Annotated in this window: 22 protein-coding genes and 1 tRNA gene; 7 read left to right on the top strand and 16 right to left on the bottom strand. The window is 32.2% G+C overall.

Annotation, left to right across the window (positions count from 1 at the left end; genetic code table 11):
- Positions 1–199 precede the first annotated feature (199 nt).
- Together polA and NZD85_RS11790 are read right to left on the bottom strand one after the other, a co-directional pair.
- Positions 200–3,031, bottom strand: coding sequence for a DNA polymerase I (gene polA / locus NZD85_RS11795; protein ID WP_260541946.1), 2,832 nt, complete (start codon positions 3,029–3,031; stop codon positions 200–202).
- Positions 3,032–3,127: 96 nt separating this feature from the next.
- Positions 3,128–3,460 (bottom strand): 2Fe-2S iron-sulfur cluster-binding family protein, encoded by a 333-nt coding sequence (locus tag NZD85_RS11790; RefSeq protein WP_171621814.1) that lies wholly within the window; start codon positions 3,458–3,460, stop codon positions 3,128–3,130.
- Between the two features lie 146 nt (positions 3,461–3,606).
- Between NZD85_RS11790 and NZD85_RS11785 the strand changes: the two genes are divergently transcribed.
- The gene (locus NZD85_RS11785) at positions 3,607–4,398 is read left to right on the top strand and encodes a TIGR00266 family protein (RefSeq protein ID WP_171621813.1); all 792 of its coding nucleotides are present in this window, start codon (positions 3,607–3,609) and stop codon (positions 4,396–4,398) included.
- A gap of 182 nt (positions 4,399–4,580) precedes the next feature.
- Complete coding sequence (locus NZD85_RS11780; protein ID WP_260541945.1) at positions 4,581–5,753, top strand: DUF5723 family protein; 1,173 nt, start codon at positions 4,581–4,583, stop codon at positions 5,751–5,753.
- 277 nt (positions 5,754–6,030) lie between these two features.
- On the opposite strand, the gene NZD85_RS11775 is transcribed toward NZD85_RS11780, so the two are convergent.
- The 3 genes from NZD85_RS11775 to NZD85_RS11765 all read right to left on the bottom strand — a co-directional run bounded on the left by NZD85_RS11775 (position 6,031) and on the right by NZD85_RS11765 (position 8,688).
- Complete coding sequence (locus NZD85_RS11775) at positions 6,031–7,083, bottom strand: NAD(P)/FAD-dependent oxidoreductase (RefSeq protein ID WP_171621811.1); 1,053 nt, start codon at positions 7,081–7,083, stop codon at positions 6,031–6,033.
- 147 nt (positions 7,084–7,230) lie between these two features.
- A tRNA-Met gene (locus tag NZD85_RS11770) sits at positions 7,231–7,304 on the bottom strand.
- Between the two features lie 202 nt (positions 7,305–7,506).
- Positions 7,507–8,688: a pyridoxal phosphate-dependent aminotransferase gene (locus NZD85_RS11765; protein WP_260541944.1), complete on the bottom strand. Its 1,182-nt coding sequence runs from the start codon at positions 8,686–8,688 to the stop codon at positions 7,507–7,509.
- Between the two features lie 111 nt (positions 8,689–8,799).
- On the opposite strand from NZD85_RS11765, the gene tpx reads away from it, so the two are divergent.
- The gene (gene tpx, locus NZD85_RS11760; RefSeq protein WP_260541943.1) at positions 8,800–9,300 is read left to right on the top strand and encodes a thiol peroxidase; all 501 of its coding nucleotides are present in this window, start codon (positions 8,800–8,802) and stop codon (positions 9,298–9,300) included.
- Between the two features lie 67 nt (positions 9,301–9,367).
- Here the strand turns inward: tpx and NZD85_RS11755 are convergent, their stop codons facing one another.
- The 3 genes from NZD85_RS11755 to NZD85_RS11745 all read right to left on the bottom strand — a co-directional run bounded on the left by NZD85_RS11755 (position 9,368) and on the right by NZD85_RS11745 (position 11,801).
- On the bottom strand, positions 9,368–9,796 hold the full coding sequence (locus tag NZD85_RS11755) for a PH domain-containing protein (RefSeq protein WP_260541942.1): 429 nt from the start codon (positions 9,794–9,796) through the stop codon (positions 9,368–9,370).
- 8 nt (positions 9,797–9,804) lie between these two features.
- Positions 9,805–10,695: a 3-hydroxybutyryl-CoA dehydrogenase gene (locus tag NZD85_RS11750; RefSeq protein WP_260541941.1), complete on the bottom strand. Its 891-nt coding sequence runs from the start codon at positions 10,693–10,695 to the stop codon at positions 9,805–9,807.
- A 101-nt stretch (positions 10,696–10,796) separates the two neighbouring features.
- Positions 10,797–11,801, bottom strand: a complete 1,005-nt coding sequence (locus NZD85_RS11745) for a Gfo/Idh/MocA family protein (RefSeq protein WP_225542797.1) — start codon at positions 11,799–11,801, stop codon at positions 10,797–10,799.
- Positions 11,802–11,872: 71 nt separating this feature from the next.
- Here NZD85_RS11745 and NZD85_RS11740 point away from each other — a divergent pair, with 71 nt between their 5' ends.
- Positions 11,873–12,520, top strand: coding sequence for a protein-L-isoaspartate(D-aspartate) O-methyltransferase (locus NZD85_RS11740; RefSeq protein WP_260541939.1), 648 nt, complete (start codon positions 11,873–11,875; stop codon positions 12,518–12,520).
- Between the two features lie 58 nt (positions 12,521–12,578).
- Here NZD85_RS11740 and NZD85_RS11735 read toward each other — a convergent pair whose 3' ends face one another.
- The 4 genes from NZD85_RS11735 to NZD85_RS11720 form a co-directional block, all read right to left on the bottom strand.
- Positions 12,579–13,046, bottom strand: a complete 468-nt coding sequence (locus NZD85_RS11735) for a PepSY-like domain-containing protein (protein WP_260541937.1) — start codon at positions 13,044–13,046, stop codon at positions 12,579–12,581.
- 16 nt (positions 13,047–13,062) lie between these two features.
- Positions 13,063–13,491: a PepSY-like domain-containing protein gene (locus tag NZD85_RS11730; protein WP_260541936.1), complete on the bottom strand. Its 429-nt coding sequence runs from the start codon at positions 13,489–13,491 to the stop codon at positions 13,063–13,065.
- 65 nt (positions 13,492–13,556) lie between these two features.
- Positions 13,557–14,831 (bottom strand): sensor histidine kinase, encoded by a 1,275-nt coding sequence (locus NZD85_RS11725; protein WP_260541935.1) that lies wholly within the window; start codon positions 14,829–14,831, stop codon positions 13,557–13,559.
- Between the two features lies 1 nt (position 14,832).
- A complete protein-coding gene (locus tag NZD85_RS11720; protein ID WP_171621801.1) occupies positions 14,833–15,504 on the bottom strand; it encodes a response regulator transcription factor in 672 nt (223 codons plus the stop codon).
- A gap of 95 nt (positions 15,505–15,599) precedes the next feature.
- Here NZD85_RS11720 and NZD85_RS11715 point away from each other — a divergent pair, with 95 nt between their 5' ends.
- Both NZD85_RS11715 and NZD85_RS11710 read left to right on the top strand, forming a co-directional pair.
- The gene (locus NZD85_RS11715; protein ID WP_260541934.1) at positions 15,600–16,616 is read left to right on the top strand and encodes a threonine aldolase family protein; all 1,017 of its coding nucleotides are present in this window, start codon (positions 15,600–15,602) and stop codon (positions 16,614–16,616) included.
- 67 nt (positions 16,617–16,683) lie between these two features.
- Positions 16,684–17,316, top strand: a complete 633-nt coding sequence (locus NZD85_RS11710) for a CatA-like O-acetyltransferase (RefSeq protein WP_260541933.1) — start codon at positions 16,684–16,686, stop codon at positions 17,314–17,316.
- Between the two features lie 26 nt (positions 17,317–17,342).
- Here the strand turns inward: NZD85_RS11710 and NZD85_RS11705 are convergent, their stop codons facing one another.
- The 4 genes from NZD85_RS11705 to NZD85_RS11690 form a co-directional block, all read right to left on the bottom strand.
- Entirely contained in the window at positions 17,343–17,849 is a 507-nt protein-coding gene (locus NZD85_RS11705; protein ID WP_171621798.1) for a regulatory protein RecX, read from the bottom strand.
- 336 nt (positions 17,850–18,185) lie between these two features.
- Complete coding sequence (gene rpe / locus NZD85_RS11700; RefSeq protein WP_260541932.1) at positions 18,186–18,833, bottom strand: ribulose-phosphate 3-epimerase; 648 nt, start codon at positions 18,831–18,833, stop codon at positions 18,186–18,188.
- 84 nt (positions 18,834–18,917) lie between these two features.
- Positions 18,918–19,511 carry a hypothetical protein gene (locus NZD85_RS11695; RefSeq protein WP_260541931.1) on the bottom strand — a complete coding sequence of 198 codons (594 nt, stop codon included), beginning with the start codon at positions 19,509–19,511 and terminating at the stop codon, positions 18,918–18,920.
- A gap of 60 nt (positions 19,512–19,571) precedes the next feature.
- Entirely contained in the window at positions 19,572–19,958 is a 387-nt protein-coding gene (locus tag NZD85_RS11690; RefSeq protein WP_260541930.1) for a hypothetical protein, read from the bottom strand.
- A 105-nt stretch (positions 19,959–20,063) separates the two neighbouring features.
- On the opposite strand from NZD85_RS11690, the gene mgtE reads away from it, so the two are divergent.
- Positions 20,064–21,380 carry a magnesium transporter gene (mgtE, locus tag NZD85_RS11685; protein WP_260541929.1) on the top strand — a complete coding sequence of 439 codons (1,317 nt, stop codon included), beginning with the start codon at positions 20,064–20,066 and terminating at the stop codon, positions 21,378–21,380.
- The last annotated feature ends 23 nt before the right edge of the window (positions 21,381–21,403 follow it).

Below are 21,403 nucleotides of genomic sequence, written 5' to 3'. Positions count from 1 at the left end.
ATCTGTCCAAACTTTTGGGTGCAGTCTAAAAGTAACGCTTTTATATTAAAAACTATATTGTTGATATGCTACTATCGTCACTTCGAGTGATTTTCATTTTAAAAAAAAGAAAATAGTATCGAGAAGTTAGACGAATTTATATTTCCTCTTAGTTCTCGATAAAATTCTTATCAGAATCACACGAACTGACGAAATATATCTAATGAGCCTCTAACCAATTGGCACCAACACCAACTTCGGCAATCAACGGAACATCCATTTGCATCGCAGCTTCCATTGTTGATTTAATTAATTCAGAAACTTTTTCGATTTCATCTTTAGGTACATCAAAAATTAACTCATCATGCACTTGTAAAATCATTTTGGTTTGGTAATTTTTCTTTAATTCTTTTTGAATTTGAATCATCGCCATTTTTACAATATCCGCAGCAGTTCCCTGTATCGGTGCATTAACAGCATTTCTTTCTGCATGCGAGCGTACCACAGCATTTCTTGAGTTGATATCTTTCAAATAACGACGACGTCCCATCAATGTTTCTACAAAACCTTGATCGCGCGCAACCTCCACTTGTTTTTCGATATACGCTTTCAATGTTGGATAAGTTTCGTAATAAGCATCAATCAAAACTTTCGCTTCTTTACGCGAAATATTCGCTTGTTCTGCCAAACCAAAAGCCGAAACACCATAAATAATTCCAAAGTTTACAGTTTTCGCTTGACTACGTTGTTCACGAGTCACCTCATCTAATGCGACATTAAATACTTTTGCTGCTGTAGATGCGTGAATATCTTCTCCTTGTTTGAAAGCTTCTACCATTGCAGGATCTTTTGACATTTGCGCAATCAAACGCAATTCGATCTGAGAATAATCGGCAGAAATAATCACATGATTTTCATCTCTCGCCACAAAAGCTTTACGAATTTGTTGTCCTTCTTCCGAACGAATCGGAATGTTTTGTAAATTCGGATTTACAGAAGACAAACGTCCTGTAGCTGCCACAGTTTGCGCATACGTTGTATGCACGCGACCCGTTTTTGGATTCACCAATTCTGGCAGCGCATCAATATAAGTTGATTTTAATTTTTGTAATTGACGATACTCTAAAATATCCTTAATAATTGGATGTTTATCTTTCAGTTTCGATAAGATCTCTTCTCCAGTTGCATATTGTCCAGTTTTGGTTTTCTTTGCTTTTGGATCTAATTTTAACTTATCGAACAATATTTCTCCTAATTGTTTTGGCGAATTAAGATTAAACTCTTCTCCAGCATCTTGGTGAATTTTTGTTTCTAATTCTCTTAATTTCGCTTCATGCTTTACAGAAAGTTCTTTCAAAAATGGAACATCTAAATTCACACCTTCCAATTCCATATCAGCCAAAACTTGCATCAACGGCATTTCAAGATCAGTGAACAATTTGTGTGTATTCGCTTTGATTAATTCTGGTTCGAAAAGATTTTTCAATTGATTCGTAATATCCGAATCTTCTACACCATATTCTGTTTGCTCCATCAACGGAACATCACGAAAATTCTTTTGATTTTTCCCTTTTTTTCCAATCAAGCTTTCGATTGAAACAGGTTGATAGCTCAAATAGGTTTCCGACAACACATCCATGTTATGACGCATATCTGGATTAATCAAATAATGTGCAATCATCGTATCAAAATTTTGACCATTTACAACAATGTCATATTTGTCTAAAACTTTGATATCATATTTTAAATTTTGACCAATTTTCGAAATAGTTTCGTCCTCAAAGAAAGGTTTAAATTCATTGATAATCGTTTTTGTTTCTTCAAAATCAGTAGAAAAAGGTATATAATATCCTTTTCCTTTTTCCCAAGAAAACGAAATTCCGACTAATTCTGCTTCCAATGCATCCAGTGAAGTCGTTTCTGTATCGAATGTCACTTCTTTTTGTTTCAGAATATTTCGCAACAAAATTTCACGACCTTTTTTTGTATCGATCAATTGATACAAATGATTGGTTGTTGAAATATCTGTGAATGCTGAATTTTGAGGAACAATTTCTTCATCCGAAGTAAAATCAAATAAGGATTGTTGTGCAGATTGATTAGAGTTTTCTTGACTTGCAATTGATATTTCTTCCTGTGCTTCCTTGATTATTCCAGATGCATCCAATCCATAAATTCTATAGACTGTTTCTAACATTCTACGGAATTCTAACTCTGTAAAAAGTTCAGTTATTTTTTCTATATCTGGTGGACAAACGGTTAAATCTTCTTCATCAAATTCAATTGGTGCATCCGTCAAAATTGTCGCTAATTTTTTGGAAAGAATTCCAAGTTCTTTATTTTCTTCAATTTTTTCTTTGGCTTTCCCTTTTAGTTTATCTGTATTCGCTAAAAGATTTTCCATCGATCCAAATTCTTTCAAATATTTACTTGCTGTTTTAGCTCCTACACCTGGTAATCCTGGAATGTTATCAACTGCATCACCCATCATTCCAAGATAATCAATCACTTGACTTGGGCTATCAATATCAAATTTTTCTTTGACTTCTTCTATTCCCCAAATCTCAACTCCTTTACCGTTTGCTGCAGGTCGGTACATTTTAATCTTATCTGTAACCAATTGTGCAAAATCCTTATCAGGCGTTACCATATAAGTTGTAAAACCTTCTTTCTCGGCTTTCTGTGCTAACGTCCCAATTACATCATCTGCTTCGTAACCTTGCGCATATAAAACTGGAATACAAAGTGCCTTTAATATTTCTTGAATATAAGGTACCGCATCTCTAATCGCTTCGGGTGTTTCATCACGATTTGCTTTATAATCTGCATAATCTACCGTACGTACAGTTGCTTCACCTACATCAAAAACAACGGCTAAATGTGTTGGTTGCTCACGACGAATAACATCGAACAATGAATTGGTAAATCCCATAATTGCTGATGTATTGAAACCTTTGGAATTGATTCGTGGATTTTTGATAAATGCGTAATAACCTCTAAAAATTAAGGCATAGGCATCTAACAAAAAAAGTCTTTTATCTAATTGATTCATTTAATAAGTTTTAAGTATTACGCCTAACGTTTTACGTTCAACGATATTTTAATAAAAAAAACGTAGAACTTATCACGCACTACGTAAAACTAAAATTTAATATTCTGGTGCTAATTCGATCACCAATCCATCCATTTCATCCGATAAATGTAACTGACAACCCAATCTTGAGTTTTCTTTTACATTAAAAGCTTCTGCTAACATTGCATCTTCATCTGGATTCATTTCTGGTAAAGAAATTTCTGGAGTTAAAACATAACATTGACATGAAGCACACATCGCCATTCCTCCACAAACGCCGATAGTTCCTTCTGGTGCTAATTCGTAAGCACGAACTAACTCCATTATATTCATATTCATATCTGTTGGTGCATCCACTTCGTGCGAAACACCTTCTCTGTCTATAATTGTTATTTTTATGTCTGCCATAATAGTTCTTTCAAGTAATACAAAAATACGGATTGTTTATCTTGAAAAAAAGAATATGCCTCATTGGTTAATATTTAATAATAATTTTAAATAAGTTTTGTTACGAAATCCGTATTTTGTCTACTAATTCTATAAAATTTTAAAAAATGAATGCACACGAAATAGATTATAAAATATATGGCGAAGAAATGCAATTCGTCGAAATTGAATTAGATCCACAAGAAACTGTTGTAGCTGAAGCAGGTAGTTTTATGATGATGGATGATGGCGTAAAAATGGAAACTATATTTGGTGATGGTTCGCAACAAAGTGGCGGAATTTTCGGAAAATTATTGAATGCTGGAAAACGTATGTTAACTGGAGAAGGTTTGTTTATGACGTCTTATACCAACTATGGACAAGGAAAAAAGAAAGCTTCCTTTGCGGCACCATACCCAGGAAAAATTGTTCCGATTGATCTACCAGAAGTAAATGGTAAATTTATATGTCAGAAAGATGCTTTTCTTTGCGCAGCAAAAGGTGTTTCGGTTGGAATAGAGTTCAACAAAAAATTAGGAACTGGTCTTTTTGGTGGCGAAGGATTTATCATGCAAAAGTTAGAAGGTGATGGAATGGCTTTTATTCATGCTGGAGGAACATTATATCGTCGTGTTTTACAAGCAGGAGAAGTTCTGAAAGTAGACACGGGTTGTATTGTAGGTTTTGAACAATCTGTACATTATGACATCGAATTTGTAGGCGGAATCAAGAATACTTTTTTTGGAGGAGAAGGTGTTTTCTTTGCAACATTAAGAGGTCCTGGAGTCGTCTATATTCAATCGTTACCTTTCAGTCGTTTGGCTGATCGTATTATCGCTCATGCACCTTCTGCAGGTGGTTCTTCTCAAGGAGAAGGTTCTATATTAGGAGGATTAGGAAGATTAATTGACGGTGATTAAATCAACTATTTATTAAACAGCTTACTAAATGAGTTTCAACGTGAAACTCATTTTTTTTATACAATATTTTTCTCATTATTATTTAATTTTTCACTAACTTTAATTAAATTAAAGTTCAGTTGAATAAATGCTTATTATTTATCATTCTTTTTTGTTCAAATTTAGTTTTTGCCCAAAATATAGTGTCATTTAGCAATGATCAATATAACGGAATTAATGGAGTTGTATTTTCTCCAACCAATTCCTACTTCAATCCAAATAAATGGGATGTAAATATTATTTCTGAGGATATTTTATTCAGAAATGATTACGCTTACATATCCGATCAAAATGTATTAGGTTTAATAAAAGGTGAAACAAAATCAGCCAATATCAAAGTTGGAATAAGAGGAGAAACACATTCTAACATTTTAGATTTCACAACTAAAAATACTATTTCTTATCATTTAGAAAATGACATTATGGGACCTTCCGTTTCTTTTAAAAAGAGAATTAATAATCAAACATTTCGATTTGGTATTTTTACTCGGCTTCGTACACAAGGTTCTATTAAAGATTTAGATAATTATTTTCGTTTTAGTAATCAGAATGAAATAGAACCAAAAAATTATGCGTTTGAACCTACAAATACAAACGCAATGAATTGGGCTGAATTAGACGTAAATGTTGCGACAAATTTATACACAACAAACACTTCTGAAGTAATTATTGGTGCAAATATTAAATATCTATTAGGTTTAGACGGCGCATATATCAAAAGTAAAAATGCAATAAAATTAGAAGCAGAACCAACTATAACAAGTACAACTGACAATCCTGATGCAGATATTTATGCTTCGAATTATGACATAGAAGCAGGATATTCAACTAACTATGATTTTGATCGCGATAAATACATTCTTCGCAATAGAGGAAATGGAATAGGAATAGATTTAGGAATTGCATTTGTGAATAGAAGAATAAATGACGAACTATATGATTTTAAATTTTCTGTCAATTTATTAGATGTTGGTTTGGTGAAATTCAGAGGCGACAACCATCATTTCTACAATCCTTCGCAAAGAGTTCAACTTCGTAACAATCCAAATTTAGATAGAGTTGATTTTGAAAGCATTGATCAATATTTAGGCATTTTGAGCAAAGAGGTTTATGGTGATGAAACACAATCTAAAACGGGAAATAATTTTTCAATCGGTTTACCAACGAGTTTACATCTTAATTTAAGTAAAAAAATCATCGAAAATCATTATTGGAATATCAATTGGATACAACGAGTTCCTGTATTTGAAAATAGTTTGAAAAGAACAAATGTTTTGCAAACGTCTTATACATACAAAAAGATGGTTTTGGAATAGGTCCTTCTCTTTCTATCTATGATTACGAGAATGTAACCTTTGGTGGTTATGTAAGAATTGGACCGCTAATTTTGGGAAGTGACAATGCAATTCCAATCGTTTTTAAGCAGAAAAAATTGAATGCTGCCAACTTTTATTTTGGATTAAAATTTTATCCTTTTTGGGATAATGAAGCTAAAAGACGAAGTAGAGAAGAATGTTTTTGTGATTAATAAAAAAACCTTCTACACGATGTGTAAAAGGTTTAAAAAATATTTCTATAAAATTTTTATTTCATTTAATCAATTGCTTTAACAACTGCTTTTTCGGCTTCTTTACGTGTTCCGTCAAAACCATCTACACCAGAAACTGTTGTGTATTTTAACACAAATTTTTTACCTGGATTCATTCGATTGTAAACAGATTGGCACATTAAAGTTGCTTCATGGAAACCACATAAAATTAATTTCAATTTTCCTGGATAGGTATTAACGTCACCAATCGCATAAATTCCTTCGATATTTGTTTGATAATCTAATGCATTATTTACTTTGATCGCATTTTTCTCAATCTCCAATCCCCAATTCGCAATCGGTCCTAATTTTGGAGAAAGTCCAAATAATGGAATAAAATAATCTGTTTCAATTTCAAAAGTTTCACCTTCTTTTTCGATTACCAAATTTTCTACTTTTCCATCACCTTTTATTCCAGTAATTTCAGCAGGAGTTATTAGATTAATTTTACCCGCTTTTTTCAATTCAATAACCTTATCAACAGAATCTAATGCTCCACGGAATTCATTACGTCTGTGAACTAAAGTTACTTCTGCAGCAACATCAGCCAAGAAAATCGACCAATCCAAAGCAGAATCTCCTCCACCTGCAATCACAATTTTTTTGTCGCGAAACAATTCAGGAGTTTTTACAAAATACTCAACACCTTTCTCTTCATAGTCTGCAATGTTTTCAATCATTGGTTTACGAGGCTCAAAAGAACCTAACCCCCCAGCAATTGCAACCGCTTTTCCGTGAACTTGTGTTCCTTTATTAGTCGTCACAATGAACGTTCCGTCTTCTTGCTTATCAATTGTCGTTGCTTGCTCATTCAAAGTAAAACCTGGCTCAAATTGTTTAATTTGCTCCATCAAATTATCAATCAATTCACCTGCACCAACAGAAGGATAACCAGGAATATCAAAAATTGGTTTCTTAGGATACAATTCCGTTAATTGTCCTCCTGGTTGAGGAAGTGCATCAATAATATGACATCTCATTTTTAATAAACCTGCTTCGAAAACGGCAAAAAGCCCTGTAGGACCAGCCCCGATGATAACTATATCTGTTTGAATCATTTTTTAAGATTTTATTTAGAACGCTACTAAATTGAATGCAAATTTAATGAATTTGAATAGATTAATCGATGATTATCATCAGAAGTCTAATAATATTTAATGAAAATAAAAAAGACAAATTCAATTGTGAATTTGTCTTTGAAGTTGTAGCGAAGAGCAGAATCGAACTGCCGACCTCAGGGTTATGAATCCTGCGCTCTAACCATCTGAGCTACCTCGCCTTGTTTTTGGTGGTGCAAATATAAGAGGTTATTTTCGATTAAAACAAATCTTTTTTGAAATATTTTTAATAAAAAGTAGCATAAACAGGCTAATTAATTGAAATATTGAATGTTGTTTTTCGTAATTATTTTAATAATATTTTGATTCATAAAAAATCCCCAAGAAAAACTTGAGGATTTTGGTGTTTATTTCAATTTTAATTTACGCTAAAGCATTTTTGATGCGTGTCATTGCTTCTCTCAATTCATCAACAGATGCTGCATACGACATACGTATACAATTTTTCGATCCGAAAGCAGAACCCGAAACAACTGCAACCTGTGCATGTTCTAATAAATATAATGCTAAATCATCTGCATTGTTTATTGTTACGCCTTTATAGGTATTTCCGAAAGTTGCTGTCACATCTGGATACAAATAAAAAGCTCCTTTTGGCTCGTTTACTTTAAATGTAGGAATTTCTTTTGCCCAACCTAACATCAATTCGCGACGCTCTGCAAAAGCTTCAACCATATATTGAACAGCGCTAGGATCTGCTTCTAAAGCTGTAATCGCCGCACGTTGTGCAATAGAATTTGCTCCTGAAGTTACTTGACCTTGTAAGGTTTCGCAGGCTTTAGCCAACCAAGCTGGCGCTCCTATGAAACCAATTCTCCAACCTGTCATTGCAAATGCTTTTGCTAAACCATTTACAGTTACGGTTTGATTATATACTTCTGGAAAAGATGCAATCGAAACATTTTTCTCTCCATAAACAATGTGTTCATAAATTTCATCCGAAATTATAATTACATCTGGATATTTCGCTAAAACCTCAGCCAAACCTTTTAATTCCTCTTTTGTATAAACAGATCCTGAAGGATTACATGGAGAAGAATAGATAATAGCTCGCGTTTTATCTGTAATTGCGGCTTCTAATTGCGTTGGTGTAATTTTGAAATCAGCTTCTAAAGCACCTTCTACAAAGACTGGTGTACCACCTGATAACTCGACAATATCAGAATAAGAAACCCAATAAGGTGTTGGAATAATCACTTCCATTCCCTCGTCTACAATCGCTTGCAATACATTATAAATAGATTGTTTCGCACCTGTAGAAACAACGATTTGATTAGGAGAATAGTCGATGTTATTATCACGCTTAAATTTCTTACAAATCGTTTCCTTCAAATCTGCATATCCAGCAATTGGAGGATAACCTGAATAATTTTCATCGATTGCCTTTTTTGCCGCATCCTTGATAAAATCTGGCGTATTGAAATCTGGTTCTCCAATACTTAAACTAATCACATCAATTCCTTGTGATTTTAATTCTCTTGCTTTTGCAGACATTGCAATTGTTGCAGATGGTTTCAAATTTTGTAAACGCTTTGAAAGTTGCATAATATTTGTGAGTTATTTGTAGTGTAACAATTTAATAATGCGAAGATACTTTATTCTCCGTATAATTTTGTTACTTTTAATCATTAAAAATCGATAATAAAACAAAAAATTATGGCTCAAATTACATTTAAAGGAAATCCAATTCAAACGGGAGGAAGTTTACCAACAGTTGGTGAAAAAGCTCCAACTTTTGCTTTAACAGCTGGTGATTTAAGTGAAAAAACATTGGCTGATTACGCTGGAAAAAATGTTGTTTTAAATATTTTTCCAAGTGTTGACACTGGAGTTTGTGCACAATCTGTACGAACATTTAATCAAGAAGTTTCTTCTGCTCCAAATACGGTTGTTTTGTGTATTTCGAAAGATTTACCATTCGCTTTATCTCGTTTTTGTACTGCCGAAGGCTTAGAGAATGTTGAAACATTATCTGATTTCAAAAATGAAAAATTCGCAAATGCTTATGGTGTAAAAATGGTAGACGGACCGTTAAATGGTTTATTATCTCGTGCTGTTGTAGTTGTTAATCCAAATGGAGAAATAGCCTATACTGAACAAGTACCAGAAATTGGTCAAGAACCAGATTATCAACAGGCATTGGCAGCAATTAAATAATCAAAATACTTATAAACAAAAAGCGTTACTTTCCAGTAGCGCTTTTTTGTTTTGAAAACTATTTTAGTTATAAATCAATCTTAATTGATGAATTTATTTTTTGTAAATCTTGAATAAATTCGGTTTGATTTTTTGGTGAAATAATCACTGAGTCATATTTATTGTAGAATATTTCGATTCTATTTAATGACCATGCCGGAGAACTAATCATACTTTTCGTTTTTTTGATTTCAACTATTTTTTTAATGTCAATTTTAATATTCATCAAAAAACCAACTTTCACCACTAATTCTTCATTATTTACTATCTTATATGTTGTTGATAAATACATATAAATGATAAATAAAATAGTCAAAATACATACAACGATACCTATTTCATTTTGCTGAATAGAATTAAAAGAAATTCCAATGCCAACGAAAGAAAAAATTAGAAATAAGAATACGACTAAACTTACACTTAATCTCGATTGATATGTTTTAACATTCTCCTGCAACTCTCAAATTATTTCGCAAACTGAGCTGCTAATTTTTCTGCTTTTTTAGACTCTGAATAATCATAGAATCCTTCGCCCGATTTCACTCCTTTTTTACCTGCTGTTACCATGTTTACTAACAATGGACAAGGCGCATATTTAGGATTTTTGAATCCGTCGTACAACACTTCTAAAATTGATAAACAAACGTCTAAACCAATGAAATCAGCTAATTGCAATGGTCCCATTGGATGAGCCATACCTAATTTCATTACTTCGTCAATTTCTTTTACACCAGCAACACCTTCATACAACGAATAAATCGCTTCGTTAATCATAGGCATTAAAATACGATTCGCAATAAAACCAGGATAATCACTAACCTCGACAGGTGTTTTTCCTAATTTCTCTGACATTTCCATAATCGCTTTCGTAACATCATCTTTCGTATCGTATCCACGAATAATTTCGACCAATTTCATCATCGGAACTGGATTCATGAAATGCATTCCAATCACTTGTTTTGGACGACTTGTTACAGACGCAATTTTTGTAATTGAAATCGAAGAAGTATTCGATGCTAAAATTGCATTTGCAGGCGCAGCTTCATCAATTTGTTTGAAAATTTTTAATTTCAAATCTAAATTTTCTGTTGCAGCTTCTACAACTAAATCTGCATTTTTAACGGCTTCAACTGTATCTGTAAACGTTGTAATATTATTTAAAGTGGCTGTTTTATCAGCTTCAGAAATTTTTTCTTTTGCGATCATACGATCCAAATTCCCTTCGATAGTTTTCAATCCACGATCTAAACTATCTTGAGAAACGTCAACTAAATTTACGGCAAATCCTGATTGTGCAAAAACGTGAGCAATTCCATTCCCCATCGTTCCTGCTCCAATAACTGTAATGTTTTTCATTTTTTTGTATGTTTTATTTTTTATGTGTTTTATTCGCTTTTCGAAATTCGTTTTGCGTTTTGCGTTTTGCGAAATTCGTACTTCTAAATACTAACCTCGACTTATTCTTTTTCGATGGTTTGATTTTTGATGACTTGTTGCTCTTTTTCAAAATAAGCAATAATCTCCAACGCAACTTTTAATGCATTTCGTCCATCTTGTAATGATACTTTGATTGGTGTATCATTTTCGATAGAATCAGCAAAACTTTCCAATTCATCTAAAATGGCGTTATTTGGTAAAATTTCGGGATGTTCGAAACAAATTTCTCGACGATCACCTTTATCATTTTCCAAAATCATGGCATATTCGCTTGGATTTTCTGGTGCTTTGTGCATTTTAATAATCTCTGTTTTCTTTGTCAAGAAATCAATCGAAATATAAGCATTTCGTTGAAAAACACGCATTTTTCGCATATTTTTCATTGACATTCTACTTGTCGAAACATTTACCACACAACCATTTTCGAACTCAATTCGAGCATTTGCAATATCAGGTGTATCACTAATTACAGAAACGCCAGACGAATGAATAGATTTGATTTCCGATTTTACAATTGATAAAATCACATCCAAATCGTGAATCATTAAATCTAACACTACAGGAACATCTGTTCCACGCGGATTAAACTCTGCTAAACGATGCGTTTCGATAAATAATGGTTCTTCGATAAAAGGTGCAGCGGCAGTAAATGCAGGATTGAACCTTTCTACGTGTCCAACTTGCGCTTTCAGCCCTTTTTCATTTGTTAATTTTAATAAATGATCTGCTTCCTCTAACGTATGTGTAATTGGTTTTTCAACGAAAAAGTGTTTATTTTTTTCAATTACTTTCAATGCAACTTCATAATGCGATAAAGTTGGTGTTACAATATCAATAACATCAACAGCGTCAATCAATTCGTCCATCGAACTAAAAAACTTGTATCCAAATTCTGCTTCTACTTTCTTTCCATTTTCTTCAAAAGAATCAAAGAAGCCAATTAATTCGTATCTTTCCGATTGATTTAATAACTTTAAATGGATTTTTCCAAGGTGTCCAGCACCGATCACTCCTACTTTTAACATTTGGTAGATTTTGCCGTTAAAATTAATGAGAATAAGTTGTATTTAATGCATTTTTGTAAAATTTTTGGAATATGTCGGTAGACGATTTTAAACACAGAGGACGACGCAAAATGTTGGTTGATTTGTTGCGCTCAAAAGGAATTGAGGATGAGAACGTGTTGGGAGCAATCAATTTAGTTCCAAGACATTTATTTTTGGATAGTGCTTTCACTGAATTTGCTTATCGCAACGAAGCTTTTCCTATCGCAGCAGGACAAACCATTTCACATCCTTTCACAGTTGCTTTTCAAACGCAATTATTAGATATCCAACCCAATGAAAAAGTATTAGAAATTGGAACAGGTTCTGGCTATCAGACTGCTGTTTTAGTAGCTTTAGGTGCAGAGGTTTTTACGATAGAACGTCAAAAAGATTTGTTTGATTTTTCGAAAATCATGTTGAAAAAAATCAATTTCGAGCCACGTTATCAAACGTATGGAGATGGCTACAAAGGTTTGCCTTCTTTTGCTCCTTTTGATAAAATTATTGTAACAGCTGGAGCGCCAGAGATTCCTGAAGAATTAAAAAAACAATTGAATATTGGTGGAATAATGGTGATTCCTGTAGGGGAACAATCTCAACGCATGATTGTCATTATGCGTTTATCAGAAAATCAATATGAATATTACGAATTTGGTGATTTCAAATTTGTACCGATGTTAGAAAGTCGGGATAAATAATAAAAAAATCCAACTCAAAATTTGAGTTGGATTTTTTTATTATTTTATGTTGTTATTATTAAGGTTGAACACGAATAAATTCACCTGAAGCATTAAAGATTAAATCAAGATCATTTGTTAACTCAACTTCAAAGCCTTCATACGTTTTCTCTATTTGATTAATTTTCAAAGTAGGATAATTGGTGTTGATATACAACACAATTGAAGGCAATATAAAACCTGTTGGAATACTACGATTTCCTTCTGCTTCCACTTTTAACCAAGTTCCATTCTGATCAAAATCAATTTCATCTCTATTCACAAAATCAACCTCGTACATTGTTCCATCTATTTTGGCTGGACTATATTTCTCTATTCGTGCAATTTCAATTCCAGAAAAATACGTCGTTACAAAACTTCTACCTTCTTCGGGAAGTGTTTTTAATTCTACCGTTTGCGTTGTTGTTGTATCGTCATCATTATTACAAGATGTTGTTACCAATGCAAACATTGTAAATAAGGCTGTTCCTAAAAATATTTTTTTCATTATTATGTTTTTCTAATTAATCTTCTATTTTCTTAAAATTTCCGTTTTTATCAAATTTCACTTCCAAACCATTCGATAATTTTACTTCAAACCCATTACGATCTCGTTCAATTTTTGTGATTTTTGTGTTGGGAAAACTTCTCTTTACATAAGTAGAAATTTTAGCTGGTACAAAACCTGTCGGAATCGGATTTCTTTTTCCGTCAACTTCTTTCCAACTTCCATCGCTGTCAAATTCTATTTTTGTTCCATTTAACAAATACACTTTGTATTCTTTCGAGAAAAAATCATCTTCTAACATCGAAGAGCCAACTTGTTTTGAACCAAAATATTGGTTTACAAATTTTTGACCATCTTTTGGTACTTGATTATAATTAATTGGTTTATCTTGAGCAAATGATACCAAAGTAAAACCTAACATGATAACACTAAAAAACTTTTTCATTTTTGTTTGATTATTAAATTATAGAACAAAGTTGAGAAGTGAATTAGGAAAGATTTGGGAATAAATTATTTTTTCAAAATAAATTGATGAAAAGTTTCTTTGTATTGATAGTTTAACTTTAAATAATGTTGATTTTTTATAATCGTATCGACAATCGAAAGGCCTAATCCATTGCTTCCTTCATTTCCTCCTTTTTTATAGAAACGCTTGAAGATTAATTTTTCATCCAAGGAATTTTCATTTCCAGTATTCGAAATTATCAATTGATTAAAATCACTTTCTATCTTCATCATCTTTTGTTCGTTGTTATGCTTAATAGCATTTCGAATTAAATTGGAAATCAAAATTTGCGCTAAATCCAAATTAAATTCTATGATAAAATCTTCTTTGAAATCAGTTTCTAATCTTATTTCTTCCACTTCTAAAATCGATTCATAATCTTCGAGCAAATCTTTTGTAAGCGCTGTAAAATTAACTTTTACATTGTTTTTATATTGATTATTATCTATTCGAGAAAGCATCAACAACGACTTGTTTAAGCTCACCATTCGCCAAAGGGTTTGTTTAGTTTCAACTAAATCTAATATCTCCTTCTCTGGAATATCTGGGCTTTCAATCAATAAATCAAGTTTATTCAAAGCTATTGTTAAAGGTGTTTGCAATTCGTGTGAAGCGTTTTCTATGAATAATTTTTGCGAATTAAAAACCTCTTCATTTCGATTCATCATGCGTTGAATTTCGTTCTGTAAAAAATAAAATTCCTTTACATTCGTATCGACAACCGTTGGTTTTTCATTATTCCCAACTTCATACTTTCTTAATTGCGTTATAATCTGATCAAATGGTTTGAATGCTTTTTTTAAACCGTAATGATTAATCAACAAAATACTGATTAAAATAAATACATAAAGAGCCAACAAAGAAATCGTTAAATCATAAATCAAATCATCTTCCTCTACTGTAGAAGTCCTAATTTCTAACGAATAGGGTTGATTATTTTTATCATAAAAACCTGTTCTCAAAACCCTGTATGGTTCCATATCTTCGTCATATTCCATGTAAACCATTTCATTTGAGAATCGATTTGTTTCATCGTATTGAGCTTGATCAATTTTTGTGATTCTGAATTGACTTAATCCAAATTCTGTTGTTTTCAACAAACTTTCATCAAAAAATACCTCCCGTAAAATTTCTATTTTTTGATTTTTTAAACCATCATCTACATTGTCATATACTTCATCCAAGATCAACGAACGAAATAAAAATGCCCAAATTGCAATAATGATTAACAACCAAAATGTTAGGTAACGAAAGGTGTAGTTTTTTAGTGATATTTTCATATTAAATCAACTTATAACCGATCCCATAAACTGCCTGCAAATCTGCTTCGGAATTCGCTTCTTTCAACTTTTTTCTTAGGTTTTTTATTTGAGAATAAATAAAATCCAAATTATCAGACATCTCGATATGATCGCCCCAAACGCTTTCTGCTAAAGTTGTTTTCTGAAAAACACGTTCGGGTCTCAACATAAAATAGTACAGTAAATCATATTCTTTTCTATTTAATTTTAACTCGACTTCGTTTACTTTCACCAACCGATCTTCAGGATAAATACGAATATTTTTATACGTTAAGATATCCTCTCCTTTCTGAAGGTTTTTGCGTAAAGCAACTTTTATTCGAGCCAATAATTCAGCAAAATGAAAAGGTTTTGCCAAATAATCATCCGCTCCAACCAACAAACCTTCCACTTTATCATCAACCGAATCCTTTGCTGATAAAATAATCACCGATGTTTCTTTTTGAAGTTTTTTTAATTCCTTTAGCAACGACATTCCATCTCCATCTGGAAGCATCATATCCAATAAAATACAATCATAATCAAACGAAATTATTTTATCTAAAGCTTGTTTATAATTGTCTGCACTTTCTACAATCATTTTTTCTTTTTCTAAAAATTCAACAATTGTTTCTTGCAGTTTTATTTCATCTTCAACGACTAAAATTTTCATAATTTGGGTTTAATTAATTCGTAAAAATAGAATGTAAAATAGGAAAGATTTAGGAAAACCATTACTTTTATTGTCATAAAGATAAGCTTTCAATTTTGAAAAAATATAGTTTTAAAAACGATTATAGCGAAGGTGCACATCCTTCAATTTTACAACGATTAGTCGAAACTAATACGATACAAAGTATTGGTTATGGTGAAGATGAGTTTTGTAATGAAGCACGAGAATTAATCCTTAAATACTTGAAAAAAGATGCGGCAATTCATTTTGTTTCTGGTGGAACGCAAGCTAATTTAATTGTGATTTCGTCTATTCTAAAACCTCACGAGTCTGTGATTGCAGCAGAAAGTGGACATATTGCGGTTCACGAAACTGGCGCAATAGAAGCAACAGGGCATAAGGTAAATACAATTGTGACAAATAATGGGAAAATTACGCCTGAACAAATTGCTGTTGTTTTGAATATGCATACAGACGAACATATGGTAAAACCAAAATTGGTTTACATCTCAAATTCTACCGAAGTCGGAAGTGTGTACACAAAAATAGAATTACAACATCTTTATAAATTTTGTCAAGAAAACAATTTGTATCTTTTTGTTGATGGTGCACGTTTGGCATCTGCTTTAACTTCTTCTAAATGCGATTTGACTTTGGAAGATATGGCGAATTATACTGATGTTTTTTATATCGGTGGCACGAAAAATGGTGCTCTTTTAGGGGAAGCAATAGTGATAAATAATTTAAAACTGAATGAAGATTTTCGTTATCATATCAAGCAGAAAGGTGGAATGTTAGCGAAAGGAAGATTGATTGGAATTCAGTTTTCGGAAATGTTTCGGGATAATTTATTTTTCGAAATGGGAAAACATGCCAACCAAATGGCCGAAAAATTAGCAAAAGGGATTTCAGCTAAAGGTTATGATTTTCTTACTGAACCATCTTCTAACCAAATCTTTCCTATTTTACCAAATATTGTTATCGAAAAATTACAGCAAGATTTTGATTTTTTTATTTGGGAAAAAATAGATGAAGAGAATTCTGCTATAAGATTAGTTACTTCATGGGTAACACTAGAAGAACAGGTCGATAATTTTATTCAAGCTGTATAGAAAAAAATATTTTCAATAAACATCAAATAAAAACTTCTTTTCAAAAAGTAGCTTTTATTTTTGCAGCATGAAACAAAAATTTAATCCTGAAGGTTGGAATCGAATTGAACATTTTAATATGTTCTCGAAAATGGATAATCCGTATGTCGGAATAGTTGCAGAGGTTGAATGCTCGAAAGCGTATCAATTTGCCAAAGCAAATCACGTTTCTTTTTTTGCCCTTTACTTATTTGCTTCTATGCAAGCTGAAAATAAAATCAATGAGTTTAAATTTCGATTAGAGAATAATGAAATTTTCGTGTACAATCAGTTAGATTGCGGAACAACAATTGGTCGAAAAGATGGAACTTTTGGTTTTGCATTCATGAATTTCACTGAAGATTTTGAAGATTTTAATGCGCAATTACAAGAACAAATAAAAAGTGTTGAACGTTGTGAAGGATTGCATATCAAAAACGAAGATATTACGGAAGGATTGGTGCGTCATTCTACTTTTCCTTGGTCGAGATTTACAGGTTTAACGCAACCAAGTAATTTTGAAACAGAAGAATCTATTCCTCGAATTATTTTCGGAAAAGCATACACACAAAATAATAAAATGTACATGCCTGTTTCGGTAGAAGCAAATCATGGTTTTGTAGATGGTTTTCATTTAGCGAATTATCTACAAGAGTTTGAAAACGAATTGAGTAAGTGTTAAAAAGAGGAATGTTAATATTCCTCTTTTTAATTTTCTTTTTCTAATTCGATTTCTTTTATTGCATCATTCATTAGATCAAATTCATAACCTTTGTATGCTAAATATGCTTTTACTTTATTTGTTTTTTTGAACGATTCGCGCTCAGAAGCTAATAATCTAAACTTTTTTCGAGTTAAATGCAGTAAATTATTCCAATATTTATCTAAATCGATTTCTTCTTTAAATGCTTTCTCAATTAATTTTTGATCAATCTGTCGAATTTTTAATTCTTGACGAAGACGATTTCTTCCCCACATTTTTTGATTGACTTTTCCACGGACAAAACTATGCACAAAACGTTCTTCATTTAGAAAACCATAATGAATAAGTTTAAAAATAATTTCATCTTTTGCTTCTGGAATCAAATCAAAATCGCGTAATTTTTTTTCTACTTCCCAATGACAACGATCTTGATAAAGACAATATTTTGCCATTTTATCTTTGATTTCATCAATTGTATAAATCTTTTTTGAATTGTCTTTGGAGAAGTTCATGGTACAAAGTTAGGGAATAAATTAGCCAATTCGAAAATGTATTAATTTGAAAACATTTAAGTTTGACAAGAAGTTTAAAGATTCTTCGACAGGATTAGAATGACAAACGTTAGATGTACGTTTAATAGTTAAGACATAAAGTTTTTTCTATTAAAACTAACTCAGAATGCTAACTAAATGAGAACAAAACTAAAAATTGCGTTAGGGATTGCAGTGGAAATCCTTTGCTGAATAGCAAAGATTGCAACGAAAAGCCCGCCCGAAGGGAATGCCCAAAAAACAAAAAAACTGAACCATCGCTGATTCAGTTTTTAACATATGTTGATAAGTATAGACTTATGCTTTTTTTAACGCTTCGATGTACGCCGTAGGATTTTCTGCATTGAAAACTGCTGACCCCGCAACCAACGCATCTGCACCAGCCTCAACTAATTTTGATGCATTTTGAATACCAACTCCTCCGTCAATCTCGATGATAACATTTGCATTTGCTTCCGTAATCATTTGTTTTAACTTAGAAACTTTATTGTACGTGTTCTCGATGAATTTTTGTCCTCCAAAACCTGGGTTAACACTCATGATTAAAACCAAGTCTAAATCGTTGATTAAATCTTCTAAAACCGAAACAGGTGTATGCGGATTGAGTGCCACACCAGCTTTCATTCCTTCTGCTTTTATCGCTTGTAGTGTACGATGTAAGTGGGTACACGCCTCGTAATGCACGGTTAAAATATCTGCGCCAACTTGTTTGAAAGTCGAAATGTAACGGTCTGGATCAACAATCATCAAATGCACATCAAGCACTTTGTTTGTTAATGAATTGATTTTATCGATAATTGGCATTCCATACGAGATGTTCGGAACAAAAACGCCGTCCATTACATCTAAATGAAACCATTCTGCTTGTGAATTATTAACCATTTCGATGTCTTTTGCTAAGTTTCCGAAATCGGCTGCTAAAATTGATGGTGCTACTATTGGCATACTTTTTTTGTTTGTTGTTTGTATTTTGTGGTGCAAAGGTAAGGAAATAAAAAAATCGTTGAAAACTCAACGATTTATATTTTTTTAGAAATTATATCCAACTCGAAAACCTAAATCTAAGGCAACTCCAGTTGTCATTTCTTTCTTGCTTTTTCTACTATCATTTATTGTATCGTAATAGTAATAATGTTCATTTTGATAAAGAGAAAGTCCTAAACCTGTGTAAAACTCATAAAAAAAGTTTTGTGCAAAAGAACGTTTCAATCCATAATTAAATGTAATTGATCCTTGCGGATTCACTGTAACATTGTCTTTATTTGTACTCGTTAGCCAATCTGGAATAAAATCTCCTTTTAACGCAATGTAATTTCCTGAATTATTTTTTGTGTTTTTTCCTTTAGAAATTCTTCGATCAAAATTATAATAATGGCGTCCTTCTAAAGCAAAACGAGTTGTAAAAATATAATCAAAATCACTACCTCCGTAATATGAATCGCTCGAATAAGAAAATCCACCCATATAATCTAAAGTTCCTACAGCTGTAAAATTATCGTTTAACGCTTTTTCGTATTGAATTCCGATTCCGATAAAACTGATATTTGCGTTAAATAAATCGGTTGCTTTTTCTTGTGCAAACAAAGAAGATGATAAGAGTAGAGTAAATAGTGTTTTTTTCATTTTTAGTGTTAATTTTCAATACGAATATAACAGAAAAAATGAAGAAATAAATTATTATTTTTAATCAAGAAAAACTCTATTATCGATGAAGTTATATGGTTCTTCTTCTTTCAATTCTTCGTTGATAATGAAATGAATAGAATCTTTGGATAAAAAAATGTAAGTATAATGGTCTGCTTTTACATCGGACTGACGATATTCATAATATTCGTCTTCTTTGACACACCACAAACCGATATCTTCTGCATACGTTATCGTATCATCGCTATGAATTGTTTTGAAACTAACCGTAAATGTACCATCCATTTTTCGGTTCACTATCCAACTGTTTGTTTCTCCTTTAAAGAATTTTCCATGATCTGTGCCCGACCAAACACCAGCAAAGCGTTCGTCTACACCCATAGATTTTATAAAATGTTCGATTTGCTGATTTTCTATTTTATGCATAAATTATTTCAACATTAAAATTAGCTTAAAAGTAGCTAACCTTTCACCTCCCTTCTCCCCAAAATAGCTTATTTTGCAGTTCGGGATATAAAAAACAACAAATTTATGGAAAATAATATGCTTAATCAACATCCGGCGGATATTGCAGAGCAATTAACTGCATTAGATATAAAAAGAAGAAATATAGCTTTTTATATGCTTTCTAATAATAAAGTGGATGTATTCTCCTATTTTGCCCCTGATGTTCAATATGAAATTGTTAAAAGTTTAACTGACGAAGATTTAGCAGATGTTTTGAATAACTTAGATCCTGATGATAGAACTGAACTTTTTGAGAATTTTCCAGATGAGTTAATTAAACATTCAATCAATCTTTTGAATACTGATGAACGCGCAATTGCATTGAGTCTAATTGGTTATCATGAAGATTCCATTGCTCGATTAATGACTCCAAATTATATTCAAGTAAAGGAACATTATACCGTAAAACAAGTTTTGGCACATATCAAAAAATATGGAAAAAAAGCCGAAACATTGACGTACATTTTTATTGTTGATGGTAAAAATAGATTAATTGATGATTTAAAAATCGGAGAAATCCTTTTAGCTGATGAAGAAACTAAAATGGAAGATTTGATAGATCATAATTTTGTTTCTATCACAACAACAACTCCTTTAGAAGAAGCTTTAGAGGTCTTTGATAAATACGATCGATCTGCGATGCCTATTGTTACAGAAAACAATGTGTTGGTTGGAATTGTCACATTTGATGATATTTTGGATCGAATGAAAATGAGGGATACAGAAGATATTCAGAAATTCGGAGGAATGGAAGAGCTGGATGTTTCGTATACAAAAACTCCTATTGTAGAATTAATAAAAAAAAGAGCTGGATGGTTAGTGATTCTTTTTATTGGAGAAATGTTTACTGCTTCTGCTATGAGCTATTACGATGATGAAATTGAAAAAGCTGTGGTGCTTGCTCTATTTGTTCCTTTGATTATTTCGAGTGGAGGTAATTCTGGTTCGCAAGCAGCTTCGCTGATTATTCGTGCGATGGCTTTGGGCGAATTGAAACTAAAAGACTGGTGGTATGTCATGAAAAAAGAATTTGCTTCGGGATTAATCTTAGGTGCAATCCTTGGTTTCGTTGGCTTCATTCGAATTTTTATTTGGCAAGAATTAGGTATTTACAGCTATGGAGAATATTGGCTGTATGTAGCTTTAACAGTAGCCTTATCTCTAATTGTCATTGTTTTATGGGGAACACTTTCTGGATCTTTAGTTCCATTTATTTTGAGAAAAATTGGATTTGATCCCGCAACAGCATCTTCGCCTTTTGTTGCTACATTAGTCGATGTTTCTGGATTAATTATTTACTTTACAATTGCCGCAATTTTATTAAGTGGAAAATTATTATAACGAAAAACTCCAACTAAATTTAG

The organism is Empedobacter stercoris (genome assembly GCF_025244765.1).
Lineage (GTDB): Bacteria > Bacteroidota > Bacteroidia > Flavobacteriales > Weeksellaceae > Empedobacter > Empedobacter stercoris.
The sequence above is the reverse complement of the archived record's forward strand: the minus strand, read 5'-3'. Positions and strand labels throughout refer to the sequence as shown.

Excerpts from the sequence above, each read along its gene's own strand:
- NZD85_RS11695 (WP_260541931.1), bottom strand. The coding sequence starts at position 19,511 with ATGAAAAAAACACTATTTACTCTACTCTTATCATCTTCTTTGTTTGCA.
- mgtE (WP_260541929.1), top strand. The coding sequence starts at position 20,064 with ATGGAAAATAATATGCTTAATCAACATCCGGCGGATATTGCAGAGCAA.
- NZD85_RS11705 (WP_171621798.1), bottom strand. The coding sequence starts at position 17,849 with ATGAACTTCTCCAAAGACAATTCAAAAAAGATTTATACAATTGATGAA.
- NZD85_RS11735 (WP_260541937.1), bottom strand. The coding sequence starts at position 13,046 with ATGAAAAAAATATTTTTAGGAACAGCCTTATTTACAATGTTTGCATTG.
- NZD85_RS11720 (WP_171621801.1), bottom strand. The coding sequence starts at position 15,504 with ATGAAAATTTTAGTCGTTGAAGATGAAATAAAACTGCAAGAAACAATT.
- NZD85_RS11790 (WP_171621814.1), bottom strand. The coding sequence starts at position 3,460 with ATGGCAGACATAAAAATAACAATTATAGACAGAGAAGGTGTTTCGCAC.
- NZD85_RS11725 (WP_260541935.1), bottom strand. The coding sequence starts at position 14,831 with ATGAAAATATCACTAAAAAACTACACCTTTCGTTACCTAACATTTTGG.
- NZD85_RS11750 (WP_260541941.1), bottom strand. The coding sequence starts at position 10,695 with ATGAAAAACATTACAGTTATTGGAGCAGGAACGATGGGGAATGGAATT.
- rpe (WP_260541932.1), bottom strand. The coding sequence starts at position 18,833 with ATGCCAATAGTAGCACCATCAATTTTAGCAGCCGATTTCGGAAACTTA.
- NZD85_RS11730 (WP_260541936.1), bottom strand. The coding sequence starts at position 13,491 with ATGAAAAAGTTTTTTAGTGTTATCATGTTAGGTTTTACTTTGGTATCA.
- NZD85_RS11710 (WP_260541933.1), top strand. The coding sequence starts at position 16,684 with ATGAAACAAAAATTTAATCCTGAAGGTTGGAATCGAATTGAACATTTT.
- NZD85_RS11745 (WP_225542797.1), bottom strand. The coding sequence starts at position 11,801 with ATGTTAAAAGTAGGAGTGATCGGTGCTGGACACCTTGGAAAAATCCAT.
- polA (WP_260541946.1), bottom strand. The coding sequence starts at position 3,031 with ATGAATCAATTAGATAAAAGACTTTTTTTGTTAGATGCCTATGCCTTA.
- NZD85_RS11690 (WP_260541930.1), bottom strand. The coding sequence starts at position 19,958 with ATGCATAAAATAGAAAATCAGCAAATCGAACATTTTATAAAATCTATG.
- NZD85_RS11765 (WP_260541944.1), bottom strand. The coding sequence starts at position 8,688 with ATGCAACTTTCAAAGCGTTTACAAAATTTGAAACCATCTGCAACAATT.
- NZD85_RS11785 (WP_171621813.1), top strand. The coding sequence starts at position 3,607 with ATGAATGCACACGAAATAGATTATAAAATATATGGCGAAGAAATGCAA.
- NZD85_RS11740 (WP_260541939.1), top strand. The coding sequence starts at position 11,873 with ATGTCGGTAGACGATTTTAAACACAGAGGACGACGCAAAATGTTGGTT.
- tpx (WP_260541943.1), top strand. The coding sequence starts at position 8,800 with ATGGCTCAAATTACATTTAAAGGAAATCCAATTCAAACGGGAGGAAGT.
- NZD85_RS11775 (WP_171621811.1), bottom strand. The coding sequence starts at position 7,083 with ATGATTCAAACAGATATAGTTATCATCGGGGCTGGTCCTACAGGGCTT.